The organism is Bradyrhizobium sp. SEMIA (assembly GCF_014844175.1).
In the GTDB taxonomy this organism is placed as follows: domain Bacteria; phylum Pseudomonadota; class Alphaproteobacteria; order Rhizobiales; family Xanthobacteraceae; genus Bradyrhizobium; species Bradyrhizobium arachidis.
In genome coordinates, this window is sequence record NZ_CP046601.1 from 2427071 (window position 1) to 2451195 (window position 24125).

The 24125-nt window shown below is 61.4% G+C and carries 32 protein-coding genes and 1 pseudogene; 24 read left to right on the forward strand and 9 right to left on the reverse strand.

All coding sequences use genetic code 11. The annotated features are described in order from the left end of the window. Positions 1-101 precede the first annotated feature (101 nt). Entirely contained in the window at positions 102-323 is a 222-nt protein-coding gene (locus tag FOM02_RS11750) for a hypothetical protein (protein WP_027559253.1), read from the reverse strand. Positions 324-468: 145 nt separating this feature from the next. Between FOM02_RS11750 and FOM02_RS11755 the strand changes: the two genes are divergently transcribed. Together FOM02_RS11755 and FOM02_RS11760 are read left to right on the forward strand one after the other, a co-directional pair. Continuing rightward, entirely contained in the window at positions 469-1554 is a 1086-nt protein-coding gene (locus FOM02_RS11755) for an AI-2E family transporter (protein ID WP_027559252.1), read from the forward strand. A 109-nt stretch (positions 1555-1663) separates the two neighbouring features. After that, positions 1664-2056, forward strand: coding sequence for an NUDIX hydrolase (locus FOM02_RS11760; protein ID WP_027559251.1), 393 nt, complete (start codon positions 1664-1666; stop codon positions 2054-2056). A gap of 52 nt (positions 2057-2108) precedes the next feature. On the opposite strand, the gene FOM02_RS11765 is transcribed toward FOM02_RS11760, so the two are convergent. Beyond that, the gene (locus tag FOM02_RS11765; RefSeq protein ID WP_027559250.1) at positions 2109-2393 is read right to left on the reverse strand and encodes a hypothetical protein; all 285 of its coding nucleotides are present in this window, start codon (positions 2391-2393) and stop codon (positions 2109-2111) included. A gap of 166 nt (positions 2394-2559) precedes the next feature. Beyond that, a complete protein-coding gene (locus FOM02_RS11770) occupies positions 2560-2799 on the reverse strand; it encodes a hypothetical protein (RefSeq protein WP_027559249.1) in 240 nt (79 codons plus the stop codon). A gap of 693 nt (positions 2800-3492) precedes the next feature. Here FOM02_RS11770 and FOM02_RS11775 point away from each other — a divergent pair. The 3 genes and pseudogenes from FOM02_RS11775 (at position 3493) to FOM02_RS11785 (ending at position 8524) form a co-directional block, all read left to right on the forward strand. Beyond that, positions 3493-6601, forward strand: a pseudogene (locus FOM02_RS11775) (DEAD/DEAH box helicase). A gap of 366 nt (positions 6602-6967) precedes the next feature. Continuing rightward, on the forward strand, positions 6968-7678 hold the full coding sequence (locus FOM02_RS11780) for a hypothetical protein (RefSeq protein WP_027559247.1): 711 nt from the start codon (positions 6968-6970) through the stop codon (positions 7676-7678). 660 nt (positions 7679-8338) lie between these two features. After that, positions 8339-8524, forward strand: a complete 186-nt coding sequence (locus FOM02_RS11785) for a hypothetical protein (protein WP_027559246.1) — start codon at positions 8339-8341, stop codon at positions 8522-8524. 62 nt (positions 8525-8586) lie between these two features. On the opposite strand, the gene FOM02_RS11790 is transcribed toward FOM02_RS11785, so the two are convergent. Beyond that, positions 8587-8745: a hypothetical protein gene (locus FOM02_RS11790; protein WP_156950857.1), complete on the reverse strand. Its 159-nt coding sequence runs from the start codon at positions 8743-8745 to the stop codon at positions 8587-8589. Between the two features lie 98 nt (positions 8746-8843). Then, positions 8844-9002 carry a hypothetical protein gene (locus FOM02_RS11795; RefSeq protein WP_167336500.1) on the reverse strand — a complete coding sequence of 53 codons (159 nt, stop codon included), beginning with the start codon at positions 9000-9002 and terminating at the stop codon, positions 8844-8846. 235 nt (positions 9003-9237) lie between these two features. Between FOM02_RS11795 and FOM02_RS11800 the strand changes: the two genes are divergently transcribed. Further along, positions 9238-9471: a hypothetical protein gene (locus FOM02_RS11800; protein WP_027559245.1), complete on the forward strand. Its 234-nt coding sequence runs from the start codon at positions 9238-9240 to the stop codon at positions 9469-9471. A 187-nt stretch (positions 9472-9658) separates the two neighbouring features. Here FOM02_RS11800 and FOM02_RS11805 read toward each other — a convergent pair whose 3' ends face one another. Continuing rightward, positions 9659-9829, reverse strand: a complete 171-nt coding sequence (locus tag FOM02_RS11805; protein WP_167336501.1) for a hypothetical protein — start codon at positions 9827-9829, stop codon at positions 9659-9661. A gap of 60 nt (positions 9830-9889) precedes the next feature. On the opposite strand from FOM02_RS11805, the gene FOM02_RS11810 reads away from it, so the two are divergent. From FOM02_RS11810 to FOM02_RS11840, 7 genes are all read left to right on the forward strand, one after another. Then, positions 9890-10093, forward strand: a complete 204-nt coding sequence (locus tag FOM02_RS11810; RefSeq protein ID WP_141263048.1) for a hypothetical protein — start codon at positions 9890-9892, stop codon at positions 10091-10093. A 344-nt stretch (positions 10094-10437) separates the two neighbouring features. Continuing rightward, the gene (locus tag FOM02_RS11815) at positions 10438-10635 is read left to right on the forward strand and encodes a hypothetical protein (protein ID WP_035729724.1); all 198 of its coding nucleotides are present in this window, start codon (positions 10438-10440) and stop codon (positions 10633-10635) included. A 533-nt stretch (positions 10636-11168) separates the two neighbouring features. Continuing rightward, the gene (locus FOM02_RS11820) at positions 11169-12440 is read left to right on the forward strand and encodes a tyrosine-type recombinase/integrase (protein WP_265441781.1); all 1272 of its coding nucleotides are present in this window, start codon (positions 11169-11171) and stop codon (positions 12438-12440) included. Next, the gene (locus tag FOM02_RS11825; RefSeq protein WP_265441782.1) at positions 12440-13033 is read left to right on the forward strand and encodes a hypothetical protein; all 594 of its coding nucleotides are present in this window, start codon (positions 12440-12442) and stop codon (positions 13031-13033) included. The genes FOM02_RS11820 and FOM02_RS11825 overlap by 1 nt, the downstream gene beginning before the upstream one ends. A gap of 129 nt (positions 13034-13162) precedes the next feature. Beyond that, a complete protein-coding gene (locus FOM02_RS11830; protein ID WP_265441783.1) occupies positions 13163-13387 on the forward strand; it encodes a helix-turn-helix transcriptional regulator in 225 nt (74 codons plus the stop codon). 232 nt (positions 13388-13619) lie between these two features. Next, the gene (locus FOM02_RS11835) at positions 13620-13886 is read left to right on the forward strand and encodes a hypothetical protein (RefSeq protein ID WP_265441784.1); all 267 of its coding nucleotides are present in this window, start codon (positions 13620-13622) and stop codon (positions 13884-13886) included. Further along, entirely contained in the window at positions 13883-15106 is a 1224-nt protein-coding gene (locus tag FOM02_RS11840) for an AAA family ATPase (RefSeq protein ID WP_265441785.1), read from the forward strand. Before FOM02_RS11835 ends, FOM02_RS11840 begins: the two co-directional genes overlap by 4 nt. Positions 15107-15164: 58 nt before the next feature. On the opposite strand, the gene FOM02_RS11845 is transcribed toward FOM02_RS11840, so the two are convergent. Beyond that, positions 15165-15350, reverse strand: coding sequence for a hypothetical protein (locus FOM02_RS11845; RefSeq protein WP_265441786.1), 186 nt, complete (start codon positions 15348-15350; stop codon positions 15165-15167). Between the two features lie 304 nt (positions 15351-15654). Here FOM02_RS11845 and FOM02_RS11850 point away from each other — a divergent pair, with 304 nt between their 5' ends. The 11 genes from FOM02_RS11850 to FOM02_RS11900 all read left to right on the forward strand — a co-directional run bounded on the left by FOM02_RS11850 (position 15655) and on the right by FOM02_RS11900 (position 22986). Continuing rightward, positions 15655-16104, forward strand: coding sequence for a hypothetical protein (locus tag FOM02_RS11850; protein ID WP_265441787.1), 450 nt, complete (start codon positions 15655-15657; stop codon positions 16102-16104). A gap of 177 nt (positions 16105-16281) precedes the next feature. Beyond that, positions 16282-16563: a hypothetical protein gene (locus tag FOM02_RS11855; protein WP_265441788.1), complete on the forward strand. Its 282-nt coding sequence runs from the start codon at positions 16282-16284 to the stop codon at positions 16561-16563. Next, positions 16563-16913, forward strand: coding sequence for a hypothetical protein (locus tag FOM02_RS11860; protein ID WP_265441789.1), 351 nt, complete (start codon positions 16563-16565; stop codon positions 16911-16913). The genes FOM02_RS11855 and FOM02_RS11860 overlap by 1 nt, the downstream gene beginning before the upstream one ends. Continuing rightward, positions 16913-17938: a phage tail protein gene (locus FOM02_RS11865; RefSeq protein ID WP_265441790.1), complete on the forward strand. Its 1026-nt coding sequence runs from the start codon at positions 16913-16915 to the stop codon at positions 17936-17938. The genes FOM02_RS11860 and FOM02_RS11865 overlap by 1 nt, the downstream gene beginning before the upstream one ends. Then, complete coding sequence (locus FOM02_RS11870; RefSeq protein WP_265441791.1) at positions 17938-19200, forward strand: hypothetical protein; 1263 nt, start codon at positions 17938-17940, stop codon at positions 19198-19200. Before FOM02_RS11865 ends, FOM02_RS11870 begins: the two co-directional genes overlap by 1 nt. A 4-nt stretch (positions 19201-19204) precedes the next feature. After that, positions 19205-19468: a hypothetical protein gene (locus FOM02_RS11875; RefSeq protein ID WP_265441792.1), complete on the forward strand. Its 264-nt coding sequence runs from the start codon at positions 19205-19207 to the stop codon at positions 19466-19468. Continuing rightward, positions 19465-20010 (forward strand): hypothetical protein, encoded by a 546-nt coding sequence (locus FOM02_RS11880; RefSeq protein WP_265441793.1) that lies wholly within the window; start codon positions 19465-19467, stop codon positions 20008-20010. The genes FOM02_RS11875 and FOM02_RS11880 overlap by 4 nt, the downstream gene beginning before the upstream one ends. After that, positions 19982-20197, forward strand: a complete 216-nt coding sequence (locus FOM02_RS11885) for a hypothetical protein (RefSeq protein WP_265441794.1) — start codon at positions 19982-19984, stop codon at positions 20195-20197. Before FOM02_RS11880 ends, FOM02_RS11885 begins: the two co-directional genes overlap by 29 nt. Continuing rightward, positions 20190-20366: a hypothetical protein gene (locus FOM02_RS11890; RefSeq protein ID WP_265441795.1), complete on the forward strand. Its 177-nt coding sequence runs from the start codon at positions 20190-20192 to the stop codon at positions 20364-20366. The genes FOM02_RS11885 and FOM02_RS11890 overlap by 8 nt, the downstream gene beginning before the upstream one ends. Further along, entirely contained in the window at positions 20366-21934 is a 1569-nt protein-coding gene (locus tag FOM02_RS11895; protein WP_265441796.1) for a hypothetical protein, read from the forward strand. The genes FOM02_RS11890 and FOM02_RS11895 overlap by 1 nt, the downstream gene beginning before the upstream one ends. Positions 21935-22098: 164 nt before the next feature. Continuing rightward, complete coding sequence (locus tag FOM02_RS11900; protein ID WP_265441797.1) at positions 22099-22986, forward strand: hypothetical protein; 888 nt, start codon at positions 22099-22101, stop codon at positions 22984-22986. A gap of 360 nt (positions 22987-23346) precedes the next feature. Here FOM02_RS11900 and FOM02_RS11905 read toward each other — a convergent pair whose 3' ends face one another. Next, positions 23347-23592 (reverse strand): winged helix-turn-helix domain-containing protein, encoded by a 246-nt coding sequence (locus tag FOM02_RS11905; RefSeq protein ID WP_265441798.1) that lies wholly within the window; start codon positions 23590-23592, stop codon positions 23347-23349. Next, on the reverse strand, positions 23589-24083 hold the full coding sequence (locus FOM02_RS11910) for a hypothetical protein (protein ID WP_265441799.1): 495 nt from the start codon (positions 24081-24083) through the stop codon (positions 23589-23591). Before FOM02_RS11910 ends, FOM02_RS11905 begins: the two co-directional genes overlap by 4 nt. Positions 24084-24125: the final 42 nt, after the last annotated feature.

Below are 24125 nucleotides of genomic sequence, written 5' to 3' on the forward strand. Positions count from 1 at the left end.
TCCCACGGTAGCCACGGGCATTTGCAGCGGCGTAAACCGGGCCGGGGAAATCCGGTTAACGAGCGTTAGCCAAGCCGCGCTGCGCCGATGCCGCCGCAAGCTCAGTCGTTGGTCTGACCATTCCGCATCTCCCGATCGATGCGCATCTGCACGCGCCTGATGGCGAGCAGCGCCAGCCTGCCTTGCACCCGGCCGGAATGGACCTTCTCGCCAATGGCGTAAGCGTAGCGCCAATAGCCGGGCGCGCCGTTCCGTCTCAGCGAATAGTGGACGCCGCGGTGGATTCCCGCGTGTGCATCGGGCTGTCTGGGAGGGGGCGCCATCAATCCGGAATGCGGATGGGCCCGATGCGTTCCTAATCGCCGGGGCGCGGGACAGGCCGGTTGTCTTGACGCCGGTGGCGCGGCTCGCAATAACGCCAAGGTTGCGCAAATCTCGGAACCCCGCGTTCATGCAGCAAGGAAGGTCGTGCCCGTGAAAAGTCTCCGTCAGCTCCTGACGGGAGAGGACATCATCCAGCTCCTGATCAGGGTCGTCCTGCTCGGCCTGCTGATCATCTGGACCTTCCTGATCATTCGCCCGTTCGTGCCGATCCTGGCCTGGAGCGGCGTGCTCGCGGTCGCGTTCTATCCGGCGTTCAGCTGGGTCGCCAAAGTCCTGGGCGGCCGGCCCAAGACCGCGGCTGCGATCCTCACCTTGATCACGCTCGGCATCGTCATTGGACCGGCGACCTGGCTCGGCATCAGCGCGGTGGATGGCGTGCGCGAGCTGGCGCGCCAGCTCGGCACCGGCGATCTCGCGCTCCAGTCGGCGCCGGAGCAGCTCAAATCCTGGCCGCTGGTTGGCCCGTGGCTCTATGACCTCTGGGAGCAGGCCTATAACAACATCCGCGCAGTGCTGCGCGAGGTGGCGCCGTATCTCCAGCCGCTGGCGGGACCGCTGTTGTCGCTCGCCGGCGATGCCGGCGTCGGCACGCTGCAGTTTCTGGTCTCGGTGTTCGTGGCGGGCTTCCTGTTTCCGCATGGGCCGCGGCTGGTCGCGGCAGGCCGCGGCTTCCTGTTTCGCATCGTGCCCGAGCAGAGCGAGCATTTCCTCGAGCTCGCGGGCGCGACCATCCGCGCCGTGGCACAGGGTGTGATCGGCGTCGCGATCGTGCAGGCGCTGCTCGCCGGCATCGGCTTCAAGCTCGCAGCGGTGCCGAGCGCTGGCCTGCTCGCCTTCATCGTGCTGCTGCTCTCGATCGTGCAGATCGGCGCCTTCCTCGTGCTGCTGCCGGTCATCATCTGGATCTGGACCGCCAAGGACGTCACCACGGCGCTGCTGCTCACCGTGTTTCTCGTCCTGGTCGGCTTCATCGACACCATGCTGAAGCCGCTCGTCATGGGGCGCGGGCTGACCACGCCGACCATCGTGATCTTCGTCGGCGTGATCGGCGGCACGCTTGCCCACGGCATCGTCGGCCTGTTCATCGGTCCGATCATCCTGTCGGTCGCCTGGGAGATGATGATGGCCTGGATCAGGACCGAGGACCGGGCGGAGGCGGGCGAGGGCTGAGCGTCCCGCCAAGGCTGTGATCAATGTCCCCGCCGAACTTGTCTATCGAGCTAGACAAGTTACGATAGGCGAGATTCTGGTTGTGAGCCTGCAATAGTCTACGAAAGTAATGGCGAAGTCTTCCAAGCTGGTCGCCGCCAAGCGCGGCAAGGTTTTGTTGGTCAGGCGGCGATCGGACGGCCTGTGGATGTTCCCGGGCGGCCGCAAGCGTGCGCGCGAGTCCGACAAGGACTGCCTCCGGCGGGAGATCAAGGAGGAGCTGCCCAAGCTCAAGCTCGGCAGGATCAGCCTCTGGAAGGAAGTGACGGCCAGGAACAAGCGGTCCGGCCGCAAGATGAGCGACGCGATCTTCATCGCCAAGAACGCCAAGGGCCGGCTTGCGATCGGCGACAAGAACGAGATCGATCGCGCCGCCTGGCAGAAGCCGCGCGGCATCCGCCTGACCGCGACCTCCCGCTACATCCGCGATCGCCTGTTTCCGAGGAAGCGGTCACGCCAGTAGCGTCGTTGCTGCGCTGTGCGGCTGCGACAAATCGCCTGCGCCAAGGCGGCTTCTAATCCGATCTGCCGGCCGACCGTTTGCGGCCTTCGAACGAGCGTGGCGGCGCCGCTTGCGTCTCTGGCGCGAGGAGCCTCGCCGCTTCGGCCTCGCGCAGCTCCTTGCGGACCTGGCGCGCGCTCCGCATCGCACGCTTGATGAACGGGTGCTGGGAATCCTCGGCAAAGAACAGCACCACCTCGCAGCTCGGACATTGCCTGGAATAGCCGTCCTGCAACCGCCCGGCGCGATCGCGGAACACGCTCTTGCACCGCGTGCACTGAATCTGGACCGAACTCATGCGCGGACAACAATGACTGATGGAAATGGATCATCAGCTCATCCCAAATGTCTGAAGAAAGTTTGAACGCGCTCCAGGACTCATCGCGCGCGTCGCCCTCGCGGCGCGGCATGTGCTTGCGCCGCGAAAGCCCGCCACCTGCGGGCGCGCACGACATCATCGGCCGCTATTGCTTGGCCGCCATCATGTCCAGGCAATGATTGAGATAGGCGGTGCGATCCCTCGGCAGCACCTTCTCGAGATCCGCCTTGATGGCGCATTCGCGCTGTCGCAACTGTTCGGCGCGGCGCTTCTCGGCGGCTTCGCGGTATTCGGGAGCAACCTTGTTGGGATCGACCAGCGGCTGCGTCCGCGCAGGCGCCGCAAAAGACAGTGCAATGGCCGCAACGACAATGAGCTGTTTCAAATGAGCCTCCTTGAAAAGCGCGATCCTAGCGCGCGGCGCGCGAACGCTCAAACCGGCACGGTGCGGTACCCCGTTCCGCCAACATGGGCTGGCCCAAGCCCGGCGAACTTCCCGCACACCGGCATTGGAACGACTGTGCGCGCAAAACGTAGACTCCGGGCTCCCGGCCCATCCCCAAGCCCCCCAAGCCCCCGGGCCGTGAGAAAACCTTCCCACAAGGTTGGCGACCTCAGTAGCCCCCTGCACTGGGGTCGTTTGCTTTGCCGCGCCAAATGTGAACCAGTTCACAAGCGCGGGGCGAAATCGCTACTATGAGTGCTTCATTACTTGACCAATTCATTTTGAACGAAACGCCCCAGCGTGGCTCCAAGCGCTGGGGTTTTTCGTGCTTGCCATGCGCGCCTTCGATCGCACTCTGAGCAAGAGGCAAGTTCCCGGCTGGGCTTGGTCAACAGCTAAATATTTAGCAGCGCGACGGCGGCCCGAACGTTGCCAGGAGGCGTGCGTTCGCAGGACAAATCCCATATGCAGGGCGGCGCGCCGCCGAATCGACATGCGGACCGCGCGCGTTCAGTTGACGACCAGAGACGGGTTCAAGTGAGGCTTGCCAAAAAAGCGCGGGTGACCAAGACATCGCCCAAGAAGAGCAAAGGATCGAAGCGCGCCACGATCTCGTCCTCGTCGCCTCTCGGTTTGCTGGCGCTGCATCTGCTTGCACAATGGAAGCAGTCCGGGCAGAGCGGCATCGTCTTTCTCGCCGAGAGCGAGACCAGGGCGGAGCGGCTCGGCAGCATCATTCACGCGCTCGACCCGGCCTGCGAGGTCCTGGTGTTTCCGCGTCTGAACACCTTGCCGTTCGATCAGCTGGAGCCGTCCCACGAGCTCGCAGGGCGCAGAGCCTCCGTGCTGAGGCGCCTCACCAAATCCAGGAATCCGGTATTTCTCATTGCGACGGCGGAAGCCGTGATGGAGCGCCTGCCGCCGCCTGCGAGCCTGTCGCGCCTCAGCGTGAGCCTGAAGGTGGGCGGCGCGTTTTCCGAGCCCGAGCTCGAGGCGCGCCTTCAGTCGCTCGGATATGATCTCGACGACGAACCGGACTATCCGGGCGGGGCGCTGTTTCACGGCCAGACGTTCGAGATATTCCCTGCGGGCGCGCTCGGCCCGTTCCGGATCGAGCATTCGGATCGCACCATCGACCGCATCGTGGCGTTCGACCCGAAGGAGCACGAGATCATCTTCGAGACCAAAGAGCTGCTCGTCGATCCCATGTCGGAGCGGCTCGCCTTTGCCGGCAAACGCGGCAAGCGCGCGAGCCTGTTCGACTATTGCGGACGGGCCAAATGGATCGCCGATGCAGGCGTGCCCACGCATGCCGACGGCTGGCTGAGCACGATCGAGGAGGCCGCGCCGCGCGCGGAGCGGGAGCGCGAATATCTCGGACAGCGCGACTGGAAGCAGCTTTCGAAGGGCATGAAGGTGCTGCCGCGGACGGCCGCCCTTCAGACCGTGCCGGACTTCTCCAAAGTCACGTCCGCGCGGAAGGTGCTGCGCGCCTTCGTCGAGGACGTGCAGCGGGCTGGCTCGCGGCTGATCTTCGTCGCGGCGCAGGAGGACGATCTGCGCGTGATGGAGCGGATGAGCGGCGTCAAGACGGAGCGCTGCGACGACTGGGACGAGGCCGCAAGCGGGCGGGGCGGCGAGGCCTCGCTTCTGGCCGATCTCGATGCGGGCTTCATCGTGCCCGGGAAAAAGCCGCTCGTGGTCGTGACCGCTTCCGACGTGCTCGGCAGCCGGGCGCATCATGCCCAGCCGATGGCGCGCGCCTGGAGCACGGCGTTCGATCATGCCGACGCTCCGGAGCAGGGCACCGTGGTCGTGCATCTCCAGCGCGGTCTTGCCGTGCTCGACGGCCTGCAGACCGTGAACACCGGCGGCGGCGCGCTGCGGGAGATGGTCAGGCTGTCCTTTGCCGGCGACAATGCGGTGCTGGTGCCGCCGCCGGATCTGGCATTGATGTGGCCTTATTCCACCGAACTCGGCAAGCTGGCGCTCGACAAGGCGGACGGCAGCACCTGGTGGGCCCGCCGCACCGAAGCCGAGCGCGAAATCCAGATCGCCGGCAAGGCCCTTGCCAAGCACATCAGCCAGCGCCGCCGGCGGCGCGGCGAGAAGCTGGTTCCGCCGGGATCGGCTTACGAGAAGTTCGTCGCGCGCTTCCCTTACTTCACGACCGTCGATCAGGCCAACGCGATCCGCGACGTGCTGGACGATCTCGCCTCAGGTCACCCGATGGACCGCGTGGTCTGCGGCGACGTCGGGTTCGGCAAGACCGAGGTGGCGCTGCGCGCGGCCGCCGCTGTGGTGCTCTCGGGCAAGCAGGTGGCGATCGCGGTGCCGACGACGGTGCTGGCACGGCAGCACACCGCAACGTTCCAGAAGCGCTTTGCTCCGTTCGACATCGAGGTCGGCAACCTGTCGCGCGCAACCTCGGGCGCGGAGCTGCGCGAGACCCGGGAGGGCCTGCGCAGCGGCCGCATCAAGGTCGTGATCGGCACGCAGGCGCTGACCGGCAAGGACGTGAGGTTCGACGATCTCGGCCTCGTCATCATCGACGAGGAGCAGCATTTCGGCGCGGCCGAGAAGGCGAAGCTCGCCGCGCTCGCCAAGAACGTCCATGTGCTGATGATGAGTGCGACGCCGATCCCGCGCACGCTCGCCGCGGGCCTTGCCGGCTTCCGCGACCTCAGCGTGATCGCCTCGCCCCCGGTGCACCGGCTTCCGGTCGCAACACGGATCGCGCCGCTGTCGGATGCGGCCATTGCCTCCGCGCTGCTGCGCGAGCAGCGGCGCCATGGACAGAGCTTCCTGATCTGCCCGCGCATCCAGGATCTCGAGCCCATGCTGGCGCGGGTGCAGGCGGTGGCGCCGGACCTGCGCATCGTCTGTCTGCACGGCAGATTGCCGGCCGAGGAGATCGACGACCGCATGATGAGCTTCGTCGAGGGCGAAGCCGACGTCCTGCTCGCCACCAACATCGTCGAGAGCGGCCTCGACATTCCCCGCGCCAATACCATCGTGGTGTGCTGGCCCGAAAAATTCGGTCTGGCCCAGCTGCACCAACTCCGCGGGCGTGTCGGCCGCAGCGGCATCCGCGCCTTCGCCCATCTCCTGACCGAGACGGCGTCCGGGCAGTCCGAGAAGCGGCTCGCCGTGCTCGAGGAGTTCAGCCGGCCCGGCGCGGGCTTTGCCATCAGCGAGCGGGATCTCGACCTGCGCGGCGCCGGCGACCTGTTCTCCGAGCAGCAGTCCGGCCATGTCCAGGTGTTCGGGCCTGTGCTCTACAGCCACCTCCTGAAAATGGCCTCGGAGAAGGTCGACGAGGAGCGCGCCGCGGTCTGGGTGCCCGACCTGAACCTTCCGGTCGGAGACATGCTGCCCCGAGACCTATGTGCAGTCCGAGCCGGTGCGGCTGGAGCTCTATGCGCGCGCCGCACGATGCGGCAACGAGGACGAGCTCGACGACCTCGAGGAGGAAACCTCCCGCCGCTTCGGTTCGCTGCCGAAGGCCGCGCGCGATTTCTTCGCCGCGGCCAAGCTCAGGATCGAGTGCAAGCGCAGGGGCATCGTTCGCCTCGACGTCGGCCCTGGAGCGGTCGCCGCAACGTTCCTGCCGGGGCGGCTGCGCAAGTCGCGCGGGAAGTCACTGCAACGCGACGGCGATCGCGTCGTGTATCACGCCAAGATGCAGGACGCGCCGTTCGAGCGGGTCGAGGAGTTGTTCGAGGTGCTGGACGAGGGGTAGGCGTCTCAAAACGCGAAAACAACCCCATGCACAGTAGCAAGTGCTGCCGGCACAATGACTTGTGCAATCCGGCGGAAAGATCGGTTTGACACGTCGGGCAAAACAGTGGCATTCTGGCAAAATTCGGAAAATCCGTTATAGCTGCCGCCGGGCCGCAGGCAGCGCATCGTCGGCGCAGCTTCATTCCATCGCATGGACCCCGTAATCGGCCGGGGTGGCGAGGCCCGTCAGACGGCTACGCCGCTAACGTGGAATTAATCAAAAAAGTCCACAATTTTAGGCAGTTGTGTAAGTGGGTGCTGCGTAAAGGACTCGTCGCGAGGACGTTCCAGCGTCGGCTTCCTTTTGCTCGCTCATTTGAGGTCAATGCCCGTGACCACGACATCTGAAGCGCAAGGCCTTGTCGAACAACTCGATCCCGTAGCGCTCGCGCTCGCCGCAGCGCCTGAACCCCTAGCCCCGGAAGCCGAACTGCCGATCAGGCCTTCCAGCCGGAAATCGGTGCTGGTCCTGGCCGTGTGTGCCCTGGCCATCAATGGCGCAGCGGCGATCTACACGCTGCCGTCTGATCTGCCGTCGCTGGATGTCGGTCGTCTGGCCGAACTGCTGCCGCGCCCGAAGGCTCCCGCACCGAAACCGGATCCGGTCGTCGCTGCGTTGAAGGACATTCAGTCGGCCCAGCAGCAACACACGGCTTCGTTGCAGGCGAACAACGATCTTGTGCAGCAGAATGCGGCTCTGCTCCAGCAGGACTCGATGGTGCTGCTGTCCCTGCGCCAGAGCATCACGGACGAGCGGGTCGATGTGAGGAAGATATCTTCGCAGCTGTCCACGCTGATCGCGAAAGTCGACTCGCTGCAAAACACGATGATGTCGGACGTCACGTCGTCCATTCGACGCGCGAATGCCCGCTATGGAATGTCCGCGGCGATGCGCAAGCGGCTGGTGCGGCAGTCGAAGCCAGTCGGACCTTCCGGACCTTCCGGACCTTCCGGACCAGTCGGGCCTGTTGGGCCTGTTTCGGTCGGCGGGGCTCCGCTGAGCGTGCCGGCTGCGGCGTCGGCTCCGGAGAGCTGAAGGCAGATCGTTTGGCGCGATGTCCCGATCAAGCTGGCCATCGCCCCTGACCAGGGGCGGCCGGTTCGTGCTGGCGCGTTGCTTCTGAGATCAACCTTTCAGCTCTCCTCCGCTTCAGAGAGTATCCGGTAGGCTTCGTCTGCTTGTTCCCTGGTCAAGTTGGCTGCCCAGTCCGTTCCGATCAGTGCCGGCCCCTTGCGCTCTCGATCGTAGACCATCCAGCCGATGCCTCCCGTCCGAACCAAAAATCTGCCCTGCGCCAGCGCTCTGTCACTCACGGATAGCCTCCCACTTACTTGCCGCGACGGGCCAAGTAGGCCGCACCATTTTCTCGAATGCATTCGTGCATGTGAATCGATTCGGGAAAAACTGGCAATTTGCTGTCGTGCTGTGTTCCTGCCCGGAACACGTCTCGAATGTGCTGAAACGAACAGAGCGCCGCTTCGATCTCAGGGTAAGCTCGCAGCTGCTTGGGCCTTCCCCTAAGGCCGAGCACCTCCAGCGGCCCCGGCCTTACCCCCCCAAAAGCCCCACGGCCGGGGCGTCTTGCGGCTCTGTCGAGATGCGTCAGGGCTTCCCAAGTCTTCCTCCGTGAGTCGGATTGACTCTGCTGTCTCCCTGTCGAAATATTCGGGAAAAGATGGCAGATGGGCGCGCGCCATGAAGGACTATCAGGCTCAGCTGGAGAAATTGCGCACGGACGCGGCCGAGTGCGCACTGATCCGTGATCTTGCGACCGACAAGGCCAAGCGCGAGCTATTCGATCGGCTGGCCAATCATCTGACCGTGCTCGCGCAACAGGTCGAGATGGCGATGCTGGAGCGGCGCAAAGACGCTGGACCGTAAGGCCGCCTCAGCTGCTGACGGCTCTACGATGCCCGGTGGCGGCGGAGCTCGAGCGCGAGGGGTTACCGGGTCGGAGGCGCCTTCCATCCATAGGTCTGACGCGCGATTTGGCCGGTGACCTCGAGCTCCTTCTCGTCAGAGAGGCGCCAGGCCGCCACTCCGAAGCAGACGGTCAGAACCACGGCGGCAACTAGCAGCAGCATCGATAGAAACTGGCTCACGCTTACATCCCTGAACGCGACCCATCAGTGGAGCGACCACAGAACGTCGATTCGGAAAATGCAGACGCGCTGACCCATCCCCGATTGTCCCCATCAAGTCACGTCGGGCCAAAAGCGCTCACGAGTCCGATCGTGATTGGGACCAGCGCCACGACGGTCCACAGGGCGGGCGAGCTGGAGGAAAGGCCAACAACCAGTATCCAGGCACCGAAGCCCACGAGGAGCGCTGAGATGGCATAGGCCAGGGCTTTTTCCATCGTTCGATCTACGCGCAACACAGGATCGATTTGCGCCTGTAAGATTCCCCACGCGTAGAAACGTTCCTATCTGCGAACGTCGGCTCCAGAGAGCTGAAGGCGTATCAAGGCGAACGCTAGACCGCTCCGCATCAAGTGCAATGTCCATCGCCAAGCCGTGATGCCGCCTCATGTTGCGGTGGGATCGGCGGCACATCACATCAGCCCCGGCGGTAGCCCGATAGGAGCTGATACGATGCGCTCTGTCCTCGCCAACGGGCTGTTGATGGGCCTGTTGATTGTCCTGTGCACCGCTGCGAACGCTGCGCCCGCGCATCGCTCCCGCGCACATCACCCGCGCGATCCCGCGGTCGATCGTTTTGGTCCGGACGTGAATCCTCGGGCGCGCTTCGCAGTTCCCGGCTGGAGCGACGAAGCAACGCAGCGCTGGCTGAACAATGCCTCGTCCAATGTCGGCCGAGGGGGATAACGATCGATTGCATCGCCAGCCCGCGCCGGCGATCCGATGGGGGACTAATCTCTGGATGGCGAAGGCGGAGCGGCTAAAGCATGACCCGGAAAAGTGCGAAGCGGTTTTCCGAAAAGATCATGCTCAAACAACAACCTAAAACAACAACCTAAAGCGCGATGACGATTCATCCCAATCTCATCGCGCTTTAGGCGGCTTGCTCTTCAAACGAGGTGTAGATGCGGCCGGTTGGATCAACGATCTGAACGTCCCAGCACCCGTCCTGGACGAGCTCTCTGGCCTTCTTGAGGGCCGCCGCGAGTGACAGCCGCTTGAGGCTAACGACGCCTGCCGTGTCGAAGCCCTTGATTTCAAACATGCCGCTCCCTCCTGATTTTCTTGAATCCTACACCTTTCCGGCGCGGTGTCTCGCGGCTTTTTGGATCAGGCTGTTGGAACGGACGAGGTTGAGGGCGCGGTCAACTTACTCCCGACCGACCCAAAGGCGTTGGTCGACCTGCGGCTCTACATCGAGAAGAACTCCCTTACGCTGCCTCAGGAGGTGGTCGGGCTCGCGCTCGAGCCGATACACACCGTGCGGCTATCGCTCCGCGAGATCGCGAGCTACGGCGAGGGTAAGTAAAGCGCCACCGCCAATGCGTCGGGGCCACGATGACGAAGGCCGCAGCGAACTGATCGCTGCGGCCCGCGACACGGTCAAATGAACCGGGTGAAACGATTTAGGTGAACTATTCGCCAGCCCCGGTTTGCCGAATCTTCCCGGCGCATTCGGTTCCCGCCACAACAATTGTGAATCTGCCGTTCTCGCTCTTGGGGGGCTCTGTCACAAAACCTTGACGGACGTGTGCCAGCGTCTGCCGGCTGGGATTTCAGAGCCCAGACTGGAATGCATTTTGCCAACGCTGCCAAGCGAACATACTCCGCGCGAGCAGTGTGCAACTCGGTCTCTTATTTTGAGGTTGGTGCATGTTCAGTGCGGAAACGACTGCGCTCCTTAGAGCCGTCCTTGAAGAAGTCTGCGAAAACATCCCCGTCAGCGAAGTCGGCGCCCGAACGCATGTTGCGTCGAAGATCCTTGAGGCCGCGGCACAGGGACATCTTTCGACCGACGCATTGAGAACGGTGGGCCGCAAGGCCCTGAATCCACCTACGATATGGCGTTGATCTAGGGGCTGCAGGTTCACGCTGCTGCCCCCCATATCGCCGAGCGAGAGGAGGCCACAGTGAGCGAAAGGGCACCGCCAGCGAGCAGGTTCCTCATTCGGATGGGAGGTGTTGGTTGGATGGTTTATGATCGAGTGCGCCGGGGTCCAGCGTTAATTGAGACCGATTGGGCAGCCAACTTGACGAAAGAGCAGGCGGACCAGGCATACCGCACCCTCTCGGGCTCTTCAGAAGAGGCTGAGAGCACGGCGAGCTGATATGGACCCGAGGCACACATGCTGGCGGCTTGATTCAATTGGTGAGCGCGCTGGGGCTCGAACCCAGGACCCCGTGATTAAAAGTCACGTTCGTGCACACAACCCAACTTGCTGCTATCATTGCATTTCCCCCTAAATCCCCGGATGACCCTATAGATTCAGGCTTTTCCACTCTTGTCAATTAATGCCGAGAAATGACTTGCGTTGACCTGCGCCTGTGTGCATAGAGTGTGCACATAGACCACGTAATGATTTGGTGTGCACAGGGGCGAGGCGATGCAGGTCAAGATCAGCAAAACCCAGGTGGATCGGATGGCCGCGGGCCAAATGCTCGCGGACAAGGAGGTTAAGGGCTTCGTGGCTCGACGCCTCAACAGCGGCGCTGTGACCTATGGCTACCGCTACCGGGACAAGGCTACCGGCAAGCAGCGCTGGCTTGGTCTGGGGTTGCATGGGAGCATCACGGCTGATCAGGCCCGCGATCTCGCCAAGAAGGCAGCCGGCGAGGTAGCCGACAAGAAAGACCCCCAGGGCGACCTCGAGGAGGCCCGAGCCGAGGCCAAGCGGGAGAAGCTTGCGGCAGCAAATACCGTCAATGCTGTGCTCGACGCCTTCGAGAAGGACCATGTGGAAGGGCTTCGCAGCGGCGATCAGGTCAAGGCAGCCTTCACCAACCATGTCCGGCCGCGGATTGGGGAAAAGTCGATATACGACCTGAAACGCAGCGACATCACTACCATGCTCAATGAGATCAAGGCCGAGAGCGGCCCGGTCATGGCTGATCGCGTCCTGGCGCACGTCCGGAAGGCTTTCAACTGGCAGATGGTCCAGGACGACGAATTCAAGTCGCCGATCGTCCGCGGCATGGCAAAGACCAAGCCCAAGGAGCGAGCCCGCAAGCGCATCCTGGCGGACGATGAGATCAGGGACGTTTGGAAGGCCCTGGAGCAGATCGAGCAGCCGGCCTGCTATCCGCGGTATGTGAAATCCCTGCTGCTCGCGATGACCCGCCGCAACGAATCAGCCCGGATGCACACTGACGAGCTGGAGGGGGATCTGTGGACCATCCCCGGGTCGCGGTACAAAAACAAGCTCGACCATGTGATCCCAATCACGCCCGCGTTGCGAGAGCTGATCGGCGAGAAGCCGGCGGGCTGCAAAAAGAACTCCTGGTACGTGTTCTCCACGACGACCAGCGGCGGCGAGCTCGACGGCGCGAAGTCCTTCAGCGGCTTCAGCAAGGCCAAGAGGGATCTGGACCGGATCATTGCCAAGATCCGGAAGGCGGAGGGTAGGGCACCAATGAAGCAGTGGCAGCTTCACGACCTACGCCGCACCGGCCGCAGCCTCATGAGCCGCGCCAAGGTCGATGCCGATCACGCCGAGCGCTGCATGGGGCACGTCATTGGCGGCGTGCGCGAGACCTACGACCGCTACGAATACCTGGACGAGAAGCGGAAGGCGTTCGATGCGCTGGCTTCGATGCTGGATATGATCCTCAATCCGCCGGCGAATAACGTGGTGCAAATATCCGAGAGGACCGCCTGATGCCGCGCCGTCGTCCAACAAACCCGAAGGTCAAGGCACATATCGTGCTGCGGAATGGGAAGAGGGCAGCCCCCCGAAAATCGGGGATCGCCCTGGCGCGCGAAATTGGCATGAGTGAGCAGGCTGGAGAGTATCTCCGAGGCCGAATGGCCGCTGCCGTCCTCACCTTAAAACCTCTGGAGAAAGCCTATTTCCCTGACGGGGTCGGTGGGCTCCGCGAAGAAGTCCTAAACTTCAAAGGGCCTTTGCATGACGCAATGGTGAAGGCCTTCGAGCATTTCAGCCTCGATCCTGAAGACCCTGCCTCGTGGCGGACACTGGTCGAGTATTTCGCCTATATCTTCTTTTGGGAGCCGCCGCGCCGTCGCAGCGGGAAGCCCACAGAATGGACCGAAGAGCGCGAGAGGGAGCTATTTGCGGCGGTGTCAACTCTGCCCGGCCTTTCAGATTCCCATGCCGCGATGAAGCTCGCGAACGACAAGAAATCCAAGTTCTACGCACGGGGGCAGTCAGCTTCCGATGGTGTGAGTGGGTTGCGCCGTCGCATAGGCAAGGTGAAGAAGAAATTCGGCGCGCCGGTTGGCACGAAATAGGTTCGCATTTCGTCCGTTTTTGTTGCCAACCACCTGGAGCAAGTTGAGCCTCGGTAACAATCAGCTACCGGGGCAATCTAATCTAGTGCCGCGTCTAGATTCCCTTCGGTCGCATCACCGAGGGTCAAAATGGACATCACGAAGAAAGAGCATCGGCCTCCCGTCGATGTGAAAGGCGCCGCCAACTATACGGGATTCGGCGAAGGCTATCTCAACAAGCTCCGCTGCACTGGTGGCGGCCCGATCTTCATCAAGCGCAATGGCGCTGTGAGGTACGACCTCGATGATCTCGATGCCTGGCTCGCGGCCGGCAAGCGCAAGTCGACCTCCGATAGCCGCGAGGTCGCGGCCTGATGCAGCAGCTCAAAGGAAACCCCGCAACGCTGGCGGCGTGCGGGGCTCCGAAATCTGATCTGGCTGGCGCTTCGATCTATTCGGAATTTATCGCCTCTCTCCCCCCAATTCAAGCAGATCCTGCGGCAGAGCGCGCGTTTGCGTATCAGCTCGCCGCTGTCGTGTTCGGTAAGCCGCTTCGGCCATTCGTGGTCGATCGCAAGCGGCGCCGTGTCGCCTGGAGACCTGCACGATGAGGCACGAGCGATTTTCAACGTCTCAATCTGAGAGCTTGATCTCCCGCGACCACCTTATGGTCAGCGATCCGGATATCCGCAAGCAGCTACAGCTTGCCGGTCTACGATTCCTCATCGGTCGTGCGAAGTGGCTCGCCAGCGAATGTACCGTCCTCGGTCTTGCCCTCAAGAACGGTACGATGAGCCAGGCGGAAGTCGATGCTGCGCTGGAGGAAATGGGGGCACTTGATCTGGTGTATCCCGAATTGATGAGGTGCGCATGAATCCGGACGATTTGCGCGCCTTTGACAGCCATGGAAACGACCTCGGCGAGATTCAGTTGCCTCCCTCGAAGCCGGCCCTTGAGGCCAGATATGAGGCGTTGCTGGCAGAGCAGAAACCCAAGCAGCTCGGTCGGAACGATCGGCTCAATCTGCTCCGCGGCAGCAAAGGGCCGCTCAGCATCACGCCGCTCGAGGACGTCATCAGCGAGGAGGTTGAGAAGGCGCATTTCATCAAGGGCATCATCGCCTGGAATGAAACGTCCGCCTGGATTGCGCCTCCGGGAGGGATGAAGTCTGCGCTGCTAGCATCGGCCTCGATCAATCTCGCGCTCGGTCGGGATTGGTTTGGGAAGAAAAACAAATGTGCCGTAGGGGTGGTGTATTTCGCCCTGGAGCGGGCCGACCTGGTTAAGCGGCGGCTGTCGGCTCATTTGAAGTTACTAGGCGTCCCGCGCAGCCAGCCTGTTCCGGTTGTCGTCGTGAGCGGCATGATCGACGGCATGAACCCGGAAACGGTTCCTTTGATCGTCGGGGTCGTGCGCCGCATTGAGAAGTATTTCGACAGCTTCGAAAGCGGCGTTCACATGGCCGGCCTCCTGGTGTTCGACACCTTCGCCAAGCTGGTTGCTGCCGGCGGCGGAGACGAGAACAGCGCAAAGGACCAAGGGCGCGTGTTCGCTAACATCCAGCGCATCAAGGATCAGCTGGAAGGCCCGCATGTTGCCCTCATCGGCCACACCGGCAAGGACGAGAGCCGCGGCGCCAGAGGATCTAACGCCATCTACGGCGACGTTGACATGATGGTGGAGATCGGAGGCGACACGATCAAGACCGCCACCGTAACCAAAGCCAACGATGCGCCGGAAGGACCGCTGTTTTCGTTTACGTCCGAAATCTTCAACTTCGGCGAGGACGAGGACGGCGACCCGATCACTGTCAACATCGTGAGCGAGGAGGTCTCCGCTCCATCAGCACCGAGATCTGCCGAGCCAAGGCTGTCCACCAATCAGCGCGTCATGTTCCGCCTGCTCGCCGACGCCGGGCCTGCGGGCCTCAGCGTGGAGGCCTGGAATGACCTCGCTCGAGAACTGGGCATCTCCAGCAAACAGCGCCTGTATGAACTCCGGATGGCCTTAAAGGATAAGGGGCTGGTTCGGGAATACGCTGGCGCGTGGAAGGCGCACCGGTCCTGTGAAAGCAGTGTAGAGGTTCGGCCGTGACGGATATGCGGGTGTTACAAGTTGAGGGGGACGGATATCCGTAACGCATGACCGATTTCTATTTCCTCAGGGCCGGGCACTGCACCAGATGCCACCAGCCGTTGGCCAGCTCCACCTTCATGGTGGTGGAGAAGATCGCCTGGAGCGTGATCGGCTCTGGCGCAGATAGCCTCGCGCTGACGCAGAAGCAATTCGCGCCGATCTGCGAAGCATGCCCCACGCCGAAGGAAGCGGCAGCCAGCATCCACACCCGGCCATGCCGGGGCTGCGGCCTTACCATCAAGCATAATGGGCTCTGGGGTCGGCGCTGCTGCTCGGAGAGATGCGCTAAGCGCCACAGACGACGCCGCAAGCAGGACTGCCGACCAGAGAAGCAATGCTCGGTCTGCAAGCTGATGTTCAAGCCAGCTCGATCAGATGCGGAGTATTGCTCCGGTGCTTGCCGCCAATGGGCATTTCGACGCCGCTCAGTAACGGGTCACGGTAACGGTCCGGTCTCCACCTATAGGGTGGAGAACCGTGACGTTACTTCGTTACCAGAGTAACGAGTGACCAGCTTCGTGACCGTGACGTTACCGTTCGTTACCAAAGGACAATCATTGATGAAACAGCGAACCAACACAGCCAACCTGAAGCCGTGGAAGCCCGGACAGAGCGGCAATCCCCTCGGCAGACCTCTTGGCGCGAGAGCAAAGTTTTCCGAGCAGGCGTGCGCCGATGCATTGGCGGACTGGACGGCTAATGGCGCGTCCGTCTTGGAGAAGGTGAGGGCGACCGATCCGAGCACTTACCTGCGCGTGCTCTTCAGCATCATTCCGAAAGACATCGCGGTCTCGATCGAGCACCGCACTGGTCCGATGGATGCGCCCGAGATGCAGGCCATGCGCCGCCTTGTGGCGCTCATCCAGGCGACAGCAAGCGCGATCGATCCTGAGACGGTCTTCGCGTGGCTCGAGGAAGATCTGAGGGCGCGCGTTGCGAAGCGGATCGGCGAGTGATGCTGAGTCATTTTGACGCAGACTTTTGCCGTTTGTGTGCATAGCGTGCGCACAAATTCCAATCCATTACCTTTGCCATTGTTATTACAAGAGAATAACGCAATTTGCGCGTGACTAAAGATTACGGGGTCACTCCGAACGTGGTACGTTTGTCAGCATCTGATTTGGAGGCAATGAATGGCCACGAACTACCAGCTTTATCGACCGGCGTCCGTCGCGAGCAACGCCGCCAGCGGCTTCGGGGTGGCGACACTGGTTGGCAGCTACTCCAGCCAGGCCCTCGCAATGTCGGCACCCAGTGTCGCGGGTGATATCATCGTGCCGCCTGGTTACGATTGGTCGCTGACAGCTTTCCGGCCTCAACTTGCGAACGCGGCGCAGGTGACCGGCGTTCCGCAGTACGTCGTGACGGGCGGCGGTGCTGGCACCGTGGCGAACTATCTCGGTCCGGTGCTGTAATGGCCGACGTGGCTTTCCGATACCTTCGGACGGACCTTCTAAGGGCTGCTGCCGAGCGCAAGGGGCTGACCGTCTCGGCTTACCTCCGATCGATTGCAGACGCTGCATTGGCTTCTGAGGGCTTTCCCGTGGCCGAGCAGCAGTATTGCCTGGTCATCGATGGCGAGCTGATCTCGACCAGCTTCAAGCCCACCAAGGACGAGCGCGGCGGCGAATGGCTGCCGGTTGAGAACGAGGACAACCAGCCCTTTGATCCGGCGCTGCACTACCGGCTGAAGCCACTGCCCCTTCGCCTCGATGGTGATCGGGTGGTGCGCGTCTATCCGGTGGTTCTGAAGGAGCATGCCTGATGGCACCGACTGGTGTTGTGAGCTGGTCTCAGACCGCGGCGGTTAACGCCAACTCCGATAGCACGGTCGGGTGGGCCGAAGGCCAGCCGCCGTCGAGCATCAATGATAGTGCACGCGCCATGATGGCGAGCGTTGCCAAATATCGCGACGATACCGCCGGATCACTGATCACTGGCGGCACCAGCACTTCATACACGGTCGCGTCGAACCAGGGATTTGCTTCGAAGTCGGCAATGAACGGTGCCGAGATCGCAATCACGATCCATGCGACCAACGGTGCAGCCGCAACGCTGAACGTGGATGGATTGGGAGCAGACCCCATCATCATCGACACGAATGGAGGCACCACGCCGGTCCCGAGCGCCACGCTGTTGACGGGCGGCGTTTATAGCTTGGTGTACTATTCTTCCGGCAACACCTGGCGGCTGAAGGACTTCTATCAGCTTCCGTTCACTGTGCCGATTGGCGGCATGATTGATTTCACTGGCACGACCTCGCCGAGCAGCAACTTTGTCTTTCCTTATGGTCAGGCGGTCTCCCGCTCCGTGTACAGCACCTATTTCGGGATGGTGGGCACGACTTATGGTACCGGCGACGGCTCGACGACATTCAATCTGCCAGATGTCCGCGGTCGTATCGTCGCGGGCAAAGACGATATGGGCGGCAGCGCGGCGTCCCGATTGACCTCGACATATTTCGGGCAAAACCCGGCGGCTATCGGCGCGGTTGGCGGCGCCGAGACGAAGACCATCGTCACTGCAAACCTTCCTGCATATACCCCGTCCGGCTCAGTGAGCCTGAGCAGTGGCAATACAACCATCATCAATCCCAATACAATTATCTCCATTCAAGGCACTGGAGGAGGCTCCGTGTTGGGTATCGGATGGAATACCGGAGGCACCATTGCCAATATGGCATCATCAATGAGTGCAAGCTTTACCGGTACCGCTCAGGGCGGTGTCAGTACCCCGTTTGCTCTTGCGCAACCGACCATCATTCTGAACAAGCTCTTGAGGATCATCTGATGTCGGAGGTCGAACAGCCGCGCGACAATGCAACTGGTCAGTTTGTCCCGCACGAGGCATTTGGCATCGAGAGTGTGGAAATCGCTCAAGGCTATATCCCGCGTCCGAGCGTGGCGAAAGCCGACCCAGCGCCTTCGGATGGGCCCGAAGAGTATGACATCAACGACGACGAGCAGATCCGAAAGCTCGCTTCCAAGAAGTTTGGCAGTGAGGCTGAACTCACCCGGATTGAGCTCGTTGCGGCGGATGGATCGGAAGCGCCGGACAACCTCTCTCAGACTGTCGAGCAGGCTGCGGATGACCTTGCCCATGTGCATCGCACGGGTGCCGAGGAAATCGAGCAGGCCCATTTGGACCGACTCGCCAAGGAGGTCGACAAGGCCCGTGCCGAGCGGATCAAGGGCGATCCGAAAACCGCCGAGCATTATGGCCTCGATGCCAACGAAGTCGAGGCAAACGCGAAGGCTGCGAAAGACGTAGCGACGATCTCCGAAGAGCCTAGCCCCTCAGTTGAAACGACGGTCGATGGTCTGGACCCGGAGGTAGCCAAGGCGCTCAAGCTGCCCCAGGTGCGCCAAGCGATCGAGCAGGAGCTGGCACAGGTCGATGAAGCCAAGCAGACTTATTCGAAGGCCTTGAACACGGCGCACTCCGTGTCGCAGGAAATGCTCGTCGAGCTGCTTCCGGAGCTTCATAGCTTCTCGCAGGAGCATTGGGCCGACGCGATCATAGCATTGAATCAGGCCGACCCCGCGCGAGTATCACGCGCGATGCGTGTTCTGGAGCGGGGCGTTCAGATCGAGGCAGCGCAGACTGATTGGCAGCGGTACCAGGCTCACGAGCAGCATCAGAAGTTCGAGAGCTACGCGACCGCGGAAGACCAGCGGTTTGAGCAGATGCCGGAGTGGGCAGCGCTCGGCAGGGACGAGAAGAACAAGATCAGCGGAGCTGTCCTTGAGTATGCCGGCGAGCTTGGGGTCGATCAGAAAACCTTCGTTCATTTGATGGAAACGAACCCCATCATGCGCAACGCTGCGTTTCAGAAGATGATGGTGGATGCAGCGCGGTATCGCATGCAAAAGACCGCGCCCGCAAAGGCGATCCCGAAACCCGTCCCGAAGGTTCAGAAACCCGGCATAGCTCCTCCGAAGGGGCAGGCTGCGGCCGAGAATATGTCTGCGCTCCGCGCGAAGCTCTCCAACTCGGGCTCAGTGGAAGACGCGTACGCGCTCTATAAGGCAAGAACCCGCTCGAAAGGATAGACCGATGTCAGACGACGAAGAGAACAGCATCGATATCGCGCGCAGGATGTCGCGCAACTGGATCGGGGAGGAACGCTCGCTGGACGGCATGCGAGATGAGTTCAAGTTGTTCGGTCATGACAGGCGCGCCGGCATGCTGGACGAGCTCGACGCCGAGTTCAATAAAATGAGCGTGGACCGTACCAACCTTGAGCGTTTCGCGGAGTTCTCGACGTTTCGCCGCGATCTGCACAAGCTGCATGGCGACTTGCGAAAGGCCCGCCGTTGAACAGTCCGGTTATTCAAGCGCTGGTGGACGCCCGAGTTAGTGAGGCCGGGCAGCGCGACGCGGCGATCTATCAAGAGGTTTACGACAGGTTAGGGGAACCGCCTCCGGTCAAGGCTAATGTGCCCCAGGTATTTATCGAGTGGTGTCTTCAGCGTGGTGTGAAGTTTCTGCCGGCACGTCCGGGCTCGGTTGCGCTGTATCTGCTGGAGAACGCCGACGACGGGCTCGACCTGGTGCGCAAGTTGGGGAAGGCGATTTCGGACGCTCATGTTTGTCGAGGTCTCGCAGATCCGACGACGACCTGGCCGGTGCCGCTCGCAATGTCCAAGATTGCTGAGATCCAGCCGCCGCGATCGTGGCCCAAGGAGGAGAAACGGCGCTTTCTCGAGCTTCCCTATGAACTCCAGGTTTATTGGGCGAAGCACGAGGACCGCCGGGACAAGGAAATTCGTAACGCGTTCAACGAAGCCGCCAAGGCTCGCTTGGCCGCTAGGCAATATGAGGAACTGGAAATTGGCAAAACATCTGATGCCGCAGCTTGAGGATCGCATCAGGGCGATCTGGTCTGATCTGGAGCGCTTCCTTGACGAGCGTGTGGCCGAGTTGAAGAAGCAGTGCCCCGGTGTCCCGGAGGCTGTGCTTCGGGCGGAGCTGACGGGCAATTTCGACTGTGAATGCCGGGCGGTGCTTTCGATCAAACGGAAAGAAGCGGAGGCAGCCAATGTCTAATGGAATTCTTGATGCCTTGTTTGACCCTGAGCTCATGGCGAGGGCCGAACGGCGGGCTCAGACCGTCATCAAAATCGCCGAGCAGATGGGCGTCTCCAGAGAAGAGGCCAGCGCCGCGCTGCGCCACTTCGAGTCCGATATGACCTCCGAAGGGCAAGAGCTTCATTGATGCATTGGACTGACGGCATCGTTGGCGCCCTGAACCATGCCGAGAGGCTTGACGCTGATCTCGAGTATTTTGCTGAGCACCATCTGAAAATCCGGCCTAAGGCTGGTGGTCTCGTGCCGTTCAAGTTCAATCCGGTCCAGCGCAAGCTCCATCAGATCATTGAGGAGCAGCGGGCCAAGACCGGGATGGTGCGCGTTGTCGTGCTTAAGGCGCGACAAGAGGGCGTTAGCACTTATGTTGCTGGCCGCTACTATCACAAGACCATTCGGAAGCCGGGTTTCCTGACTGCGATCGTGGCGCACGAAAAACCCGCCGTTCGCAATCTCTTCGGCCTCGTCAAGCGGATGCACGATTGCATGCCCGACGATGTGCGACCCGTGACGGGCGCGAGCAACGCGGAGGAGCTCAAGTTTGCTAGCATAGACTCCGGGTATCTAGTTTCGGTCGCGACAGAGGACGGAGCAGGGCGCTCGTCAACTGCGCAGGCGCTGCACGCCTCAGAGGCTGCCTTTTGGGTGAACCTAAAGGAACAGCTTGCGGCGCTGATGGAAACCGTCCCGGATCTCCCCGATACAGAGATCATCGTGGAGACTACGGGCAACCAGTTCGGTGATGAGTTTCACCAGTTCTGGTGCAAGGCCCTCGCTGGTGAGAACAGCTTCAAGGCGGTCTTCCTTCCGTGGTCAGATGATCCGACCTATCGCAAGGCGCTCCCCGACGATTTCGAAATGACCGCGGAGGAGAGGCAGCTTGCGGAGCTTCACAGCCTCGACGCTGAGCAGATCTACTGGCGGCGCTGCAAGATCGCAGACAAGGGCGACATCAACTACTTCAAACGCGAATACCCCTTGACGCCTGATGAGGCGTTCCTTGCCTCCGACTTCGACAGCTTCATTCCGCACGAGCTCGTTCTGGCTGCCCGCAAGCGGAAGGGCTCCTCAATAGGTCCTCTCATCGTGGGCGTAGATCCGGCCCGGTTCGGCGCGGACAGCACCGCCATCGCTTGGCGCCGCGGCAGTGGCATTGAGAAGATCGAGAAGCGGAAGCACCTCGACACCATGCAGGTTGCGGGCTGGATTGCGCAGATTATCCGCGACGACAAGCCAGCCAAGGTGAACATTGACGTGGGCGGGCTCGGGGCAGGGATCTATGACCGGCTCGTGGAGCAGGGTTATGGCAACTTCGGTTCGGGCGTCGTCAACGCGGTTAACTTCGGCTCCAAGCCCGTCGAGCCGCCCACCTTGGACGAGAACGGAAGGCCGTCCGGCGGTCCCGAGAACCGCCGCGCCGAGATGTGGCTGAACGTCAAGAAGGCGCTGGAGGGAGCTTATTTCGCGCTACCGGATAGCGATAGCCTGCAAACCGACCTTTGCGGCCCCGGCTACAGTTACACCAGCGACGGTCGCCTCCGGCTTGAAAGCAAGGACGCTATGAAGAAGCGGGGCATGCCGAGCCCCGACGAGGGAGACGCGGTGGCCCTGTGCTTCAGCGAGCCGGGCGGGTCGCCTGTGGTCGCTAACAGCAACTTCAATCGACCGATCGTGTACCCGGACGTGGGGTACGCGTGAGGGCGACGACAACTGCCCTCAATCTCTGGACCAGTCTCGTCGCCCGGCCGCTTAGGCGAAAGTACGAGCCACGCTGTCCACTGGACACTTTGAATGGCGGTTAATTTCTATTAACCAACACATTCGCCGAATCTGCTAGTCCTGGTTGTATTGGAGATCCTGCATTGACTATTGCCGCCTGCTATCTGTCGAGTGAAGGGATTGTGCTTGGTGCGGACAGCACCTCCACTTACACGCTGCCTTCGGGAAATCATTACTTCAATCACGGTCAAAAGATTTTTGAGATCGGCGATAATTCGACCCTCGGAATCGTAACATGGGGGTTGGGCGGTCTCTCGGTGGGAAGTCACCGGACGTTGGTCGCACTGCTCGCCGACGACCTCAAAAAGACTAAACCTAAAAGCGTGCGCGAGGTAGCCGATCGATGGTGCGCTCATTTTTGGAAGGCGTACAGCACCTCACTTGACGTCGAACTCAAGCTGTATGACCAGCTTTCCAAGATGCTTCCGTTTGATCCGTTCGCGTTACCACCACTGCCAAACTCCCGAACCAAAGATCAGGAAGCGCAATTAAAGACACTGAGGAACTCCTACACGGTCGGCTTCTGCATCGCAGGCTATGTCATTCCGGGTCGCAAGCCGGAAGCTTTTGAGACCCTTTTTGACCTTGCCAACGGCATGCCGCAGCCGAAGGAAATTCCTGCTGGAGGACAGCGGTTTTGGGGGGCTCCTAACATGATCGCCCGACTGCTTCATGGGTACGACCCTGGGCTGCGCCACGCTCTACTGTCTTCGGGAAAATGGAACGGAACCGAGGCCGAACTGGATGGTTTGCTTCGGAGCCAAGCGCTAACCCATCTTCCAGCCCCCATGCGGGACGCAATTGACTTTACCTATGCGTGTGTTTTGAGCACCATCAAGGCGCTTAAATTCTCGAGTTTCGCACAAACCTGTGGCGGACCGATCGAGATTGCGGTAATCACCGCGGACCGGCCGTTCAGGTGGGTGCGTCACAAGGCGTGGGATGCAGCTATCACTGAGGGAGAACCATAATGCCGGACCTATCGAGGAAGGTACATCAGGTGGACCCGCACTATTCAAGCGATATCCGATCCGAGGCGGTCGCATCTTCCCCCAGCGACCGTAGCGATATTTACCACGTGCTGGGCGATCAACACGCCCATGTCGAAGTGCGCGTTGAAAACGAGTACTCGTTAGCTGCGGCTTACGCGCCGCCGAACGACTAATAAACTCAGACATCTGCATTCAAAGCCGCCGCAACCCGGCGGCTTTTTTGTGTCTCAACGCGAACGAAGGTGTATCAAAAAACGGAACACCTTCATCCTTAGTTGTGCCTCAAAGGGAACGCCAATCCCATCTTTAGGCGCCCGACTCGGCCGCCCAAAGCGCAATTCACCGCGTCAGCTTCGAGGGATCGGGCAGCCCGTGATGCTTGTCCAGCCACGCCTTCACCGCTGGCCAGTATCGCCTGTCTCCGAAGAATGGGGACTTGCGGGGGAAGCCATATTTGCTCTCAAGTGCCGGCAACAGAGGACGTAGCAGCTTCTCCGGCACTCCGAGGCGCCGGATCATCTCGGCATCCGTGAGGAAAAGCTTGTCCTTCTCGCGTTCGATTGTTTCTGGCGATGGAGCGGTCATGCGTCGTCCCAGCTTGCGGCCAGATCTGGCTCATCGCCATGAAACTCGGCCAAGGTGAAATCGTAAACCGGCGTTTCTCGTCCACCTTTGTCGGCGATCAAGGTGACGTAGCGGTACTTGTTCGCTGCGAGCATCGTCAGCATGGGGGCCAGCATGTCACCGGGGAAGTTCAGAACAGCTTGATAGCCATCTCCGCGGTACCAAACTCTTCCGACCGGTTTTACCGCGTCTGGTTTGCCAGCGAGCCTGTCCCCGAATTTTTGGCGCGGCTCGTTCTCTGCGCCAACAAGAGCCGCCGAAGCAAAGAGCCGAACCAGACCAGACTTCGCCCGGATGACCGGCTGTTGAATTGTTACACTGAGCTCCACATGCCTCAGATCGGAGTAGGCGCGTGTCGTAAATTTCGGATCTCCGACGCCGAAGGAATAATCGAACCGCCATTTCTCAATCTTGAGAACATGGTGGACTCTCTCGTCGCGAGTGCGGGCCATGCCGCATGGCAACACGTTTTGTCCCCGGTGGGGAGTGGATTT

Bases quoted from the DNA above. Each gene is read 5' to 3' on its own strand.
- FOM02_RS11750 (WP_027559253.1), bottom strand. From the start codon at position 323: ATGGCGCCCCCTCCCAGACAGCCCGATGCACACGCGGGAATCCACCGC.
- FOM02_RS11760 (WP_027559251.1), top strand. From the start codon at position 1,664: ATGGCGAAGTCTTCCAAGCTGGTCGCCGCCAAGCGCGGCAAGGTTTTG.
- FOM02_RS11765 (WP_027559250.1), bottom strand. From the start codon at position 2,393: ATGAGTTCGGTCCAGATTCAGTGCACGCGGTGCAAGAGCGTGTTCCGC.
- FOM02_RS11780 (WP_027559247.1), top strand. From the start codon at position 6,968: ATGCCCGTGACCACGACATCTGAAGCGCAAGGCCTTGTCGAACAACTC.
- FOM02_RS11785 (WP_027559246.1), top strand. From the start codon at position 8,339: ATGAAGGACTATCAGGCTCAGCTGGAGAAATTGCGCACGGACGCGGCC.
- FOM02_RS11795 (WP_167336500.1), bottom strand. From the start codon at position 9,002: ATGGAAAAAGCCCTGGCCTATGCCATCTCAGCGCTCCTCGTGGGCTTC.
- FOM02_RS11800 (WP_027559245.1), top strand. From the start codon at position 9,238: ATGCGCTCTGTCCTCGCCAACGGGCTGTTGATGGGCCTGTTGATTGTC.
- FOM02_RS11805 (WP_167336501.1), bottom strand. From the start codon at position 9,829: ATGTTTGAAATCAAGGGCTTCGACACGGCAGGCGTCGTTAGCCTCAAG.
- FOM02_RS11815 (WP_035729724.1), top strand. From the start codon at position 10,438: ATGTTCAGTGCGGAAACGACTGCGCTCCTTAGAGCCGTCCTTGAAGAA.
- FOM02_RS11820 (WP_265441781.1), top strand. From the start codon at position 11,169: ATGCAGGTCAAGATCAGCAAAACCCAGGTGGATCGGATGGCCGCGGGC.
- FOM02_RS11825 (WP_265441782.1), top strand. From the start codon at position 12,440: ATGCCGCGCCGTCGTCCAACAAACCCGAAGGTCAAGGCACATATCGTG.
- FOM02_RS11830 (WP_265441783.1), top strand. From the start codon at position 13,163: ATGGACATCACGAAGAAAGAGCATCGGCCTCCCGTCGATGTGAAAGGC.
- FOM02_RS11835 (WP_265441784.1), top strand. From the start codon at position 13,620: ATGAGGCACGAGCGATTTTCAACGTCTCAATCTGAGAGCTTGATCTCC.
- FOM02_RS11840 (WP_265441785.1), top strand. From the start codon at position 13,883: ATGAATCCGGACGATTTGCGCGCCTTTGACAGCCATGGAAACGACCTC.
- FOM02_RS11845 (WP_265441786.1), bottom strand. From the start codon at position 15,350: ATGCTGGCTGCCGCTTCCTTCGGCGTGGGGCATGCTTCGCAGATCGGC.
- FOM02_RS11855 (WP_265441788.1), top strand. From the start codon at position 16,282: ATGGCCACGAACTACCAGCTTTATCGACCGGCGTCCGTCGCGAGCAAC.
- FOM02_RS11860 (WP_265441789.1), top strand. From the start codon at position 16,563: ATGGCCGACGTGGCTTTCCGATACCTTCGGACGGACCTTCTAAGGGCT.
- FOM02_RS11865 (WP_265441790.1), top strand. From the start codon at position 16,913: ATGGCACCGACTGGTGTTGTGAGCTGGTCTCAGACCGCGGCGGTTAAC.
- FOM02_RS11870 (WP_265441791.1), top strand. From the start codon at position 17,938: ATGTCGGAGGTCGAACAGCCGCGCGACAATGCAACTGGTCAGTTTGTC.
- FOM02_RS11875 (WP_265441792.1), top strand. From the start codon at position 19,205: ATGTCAGACGACGAAGAGAACAGCATCGATATCGCGCGCAGGATGTCG.
- FOM02_RS11890 (WP_265441795.1), top strand. From the start codon at position 20,190: ATGTCTAATGGAATTCTTGATGCCTTGTTTGACCCTGAGCTCATGGCG.
- FOM02_RS11895 (WP_265441796.1), top strand. From the start codon at position 20,366: ATGCATTGGACTGACGGCATCGTTGGCGCCCTGAACCATGCCGAGAGG.
- FOM02_RS11905 (WP_265441798.1), bottom strand. From the start codon at position 23,592: ATGACCGCTCCATCGCCAGAAACAATCGAACGCGAGAAGGACAAGCTT.
- FOM02_RS11910 (WP_265441799.1), bottom strand. From the start codon at position 24,083: ATGGCCCGCACTCGCGACGAGAGAGTCCACCATGTTCTCAAGATTGAG.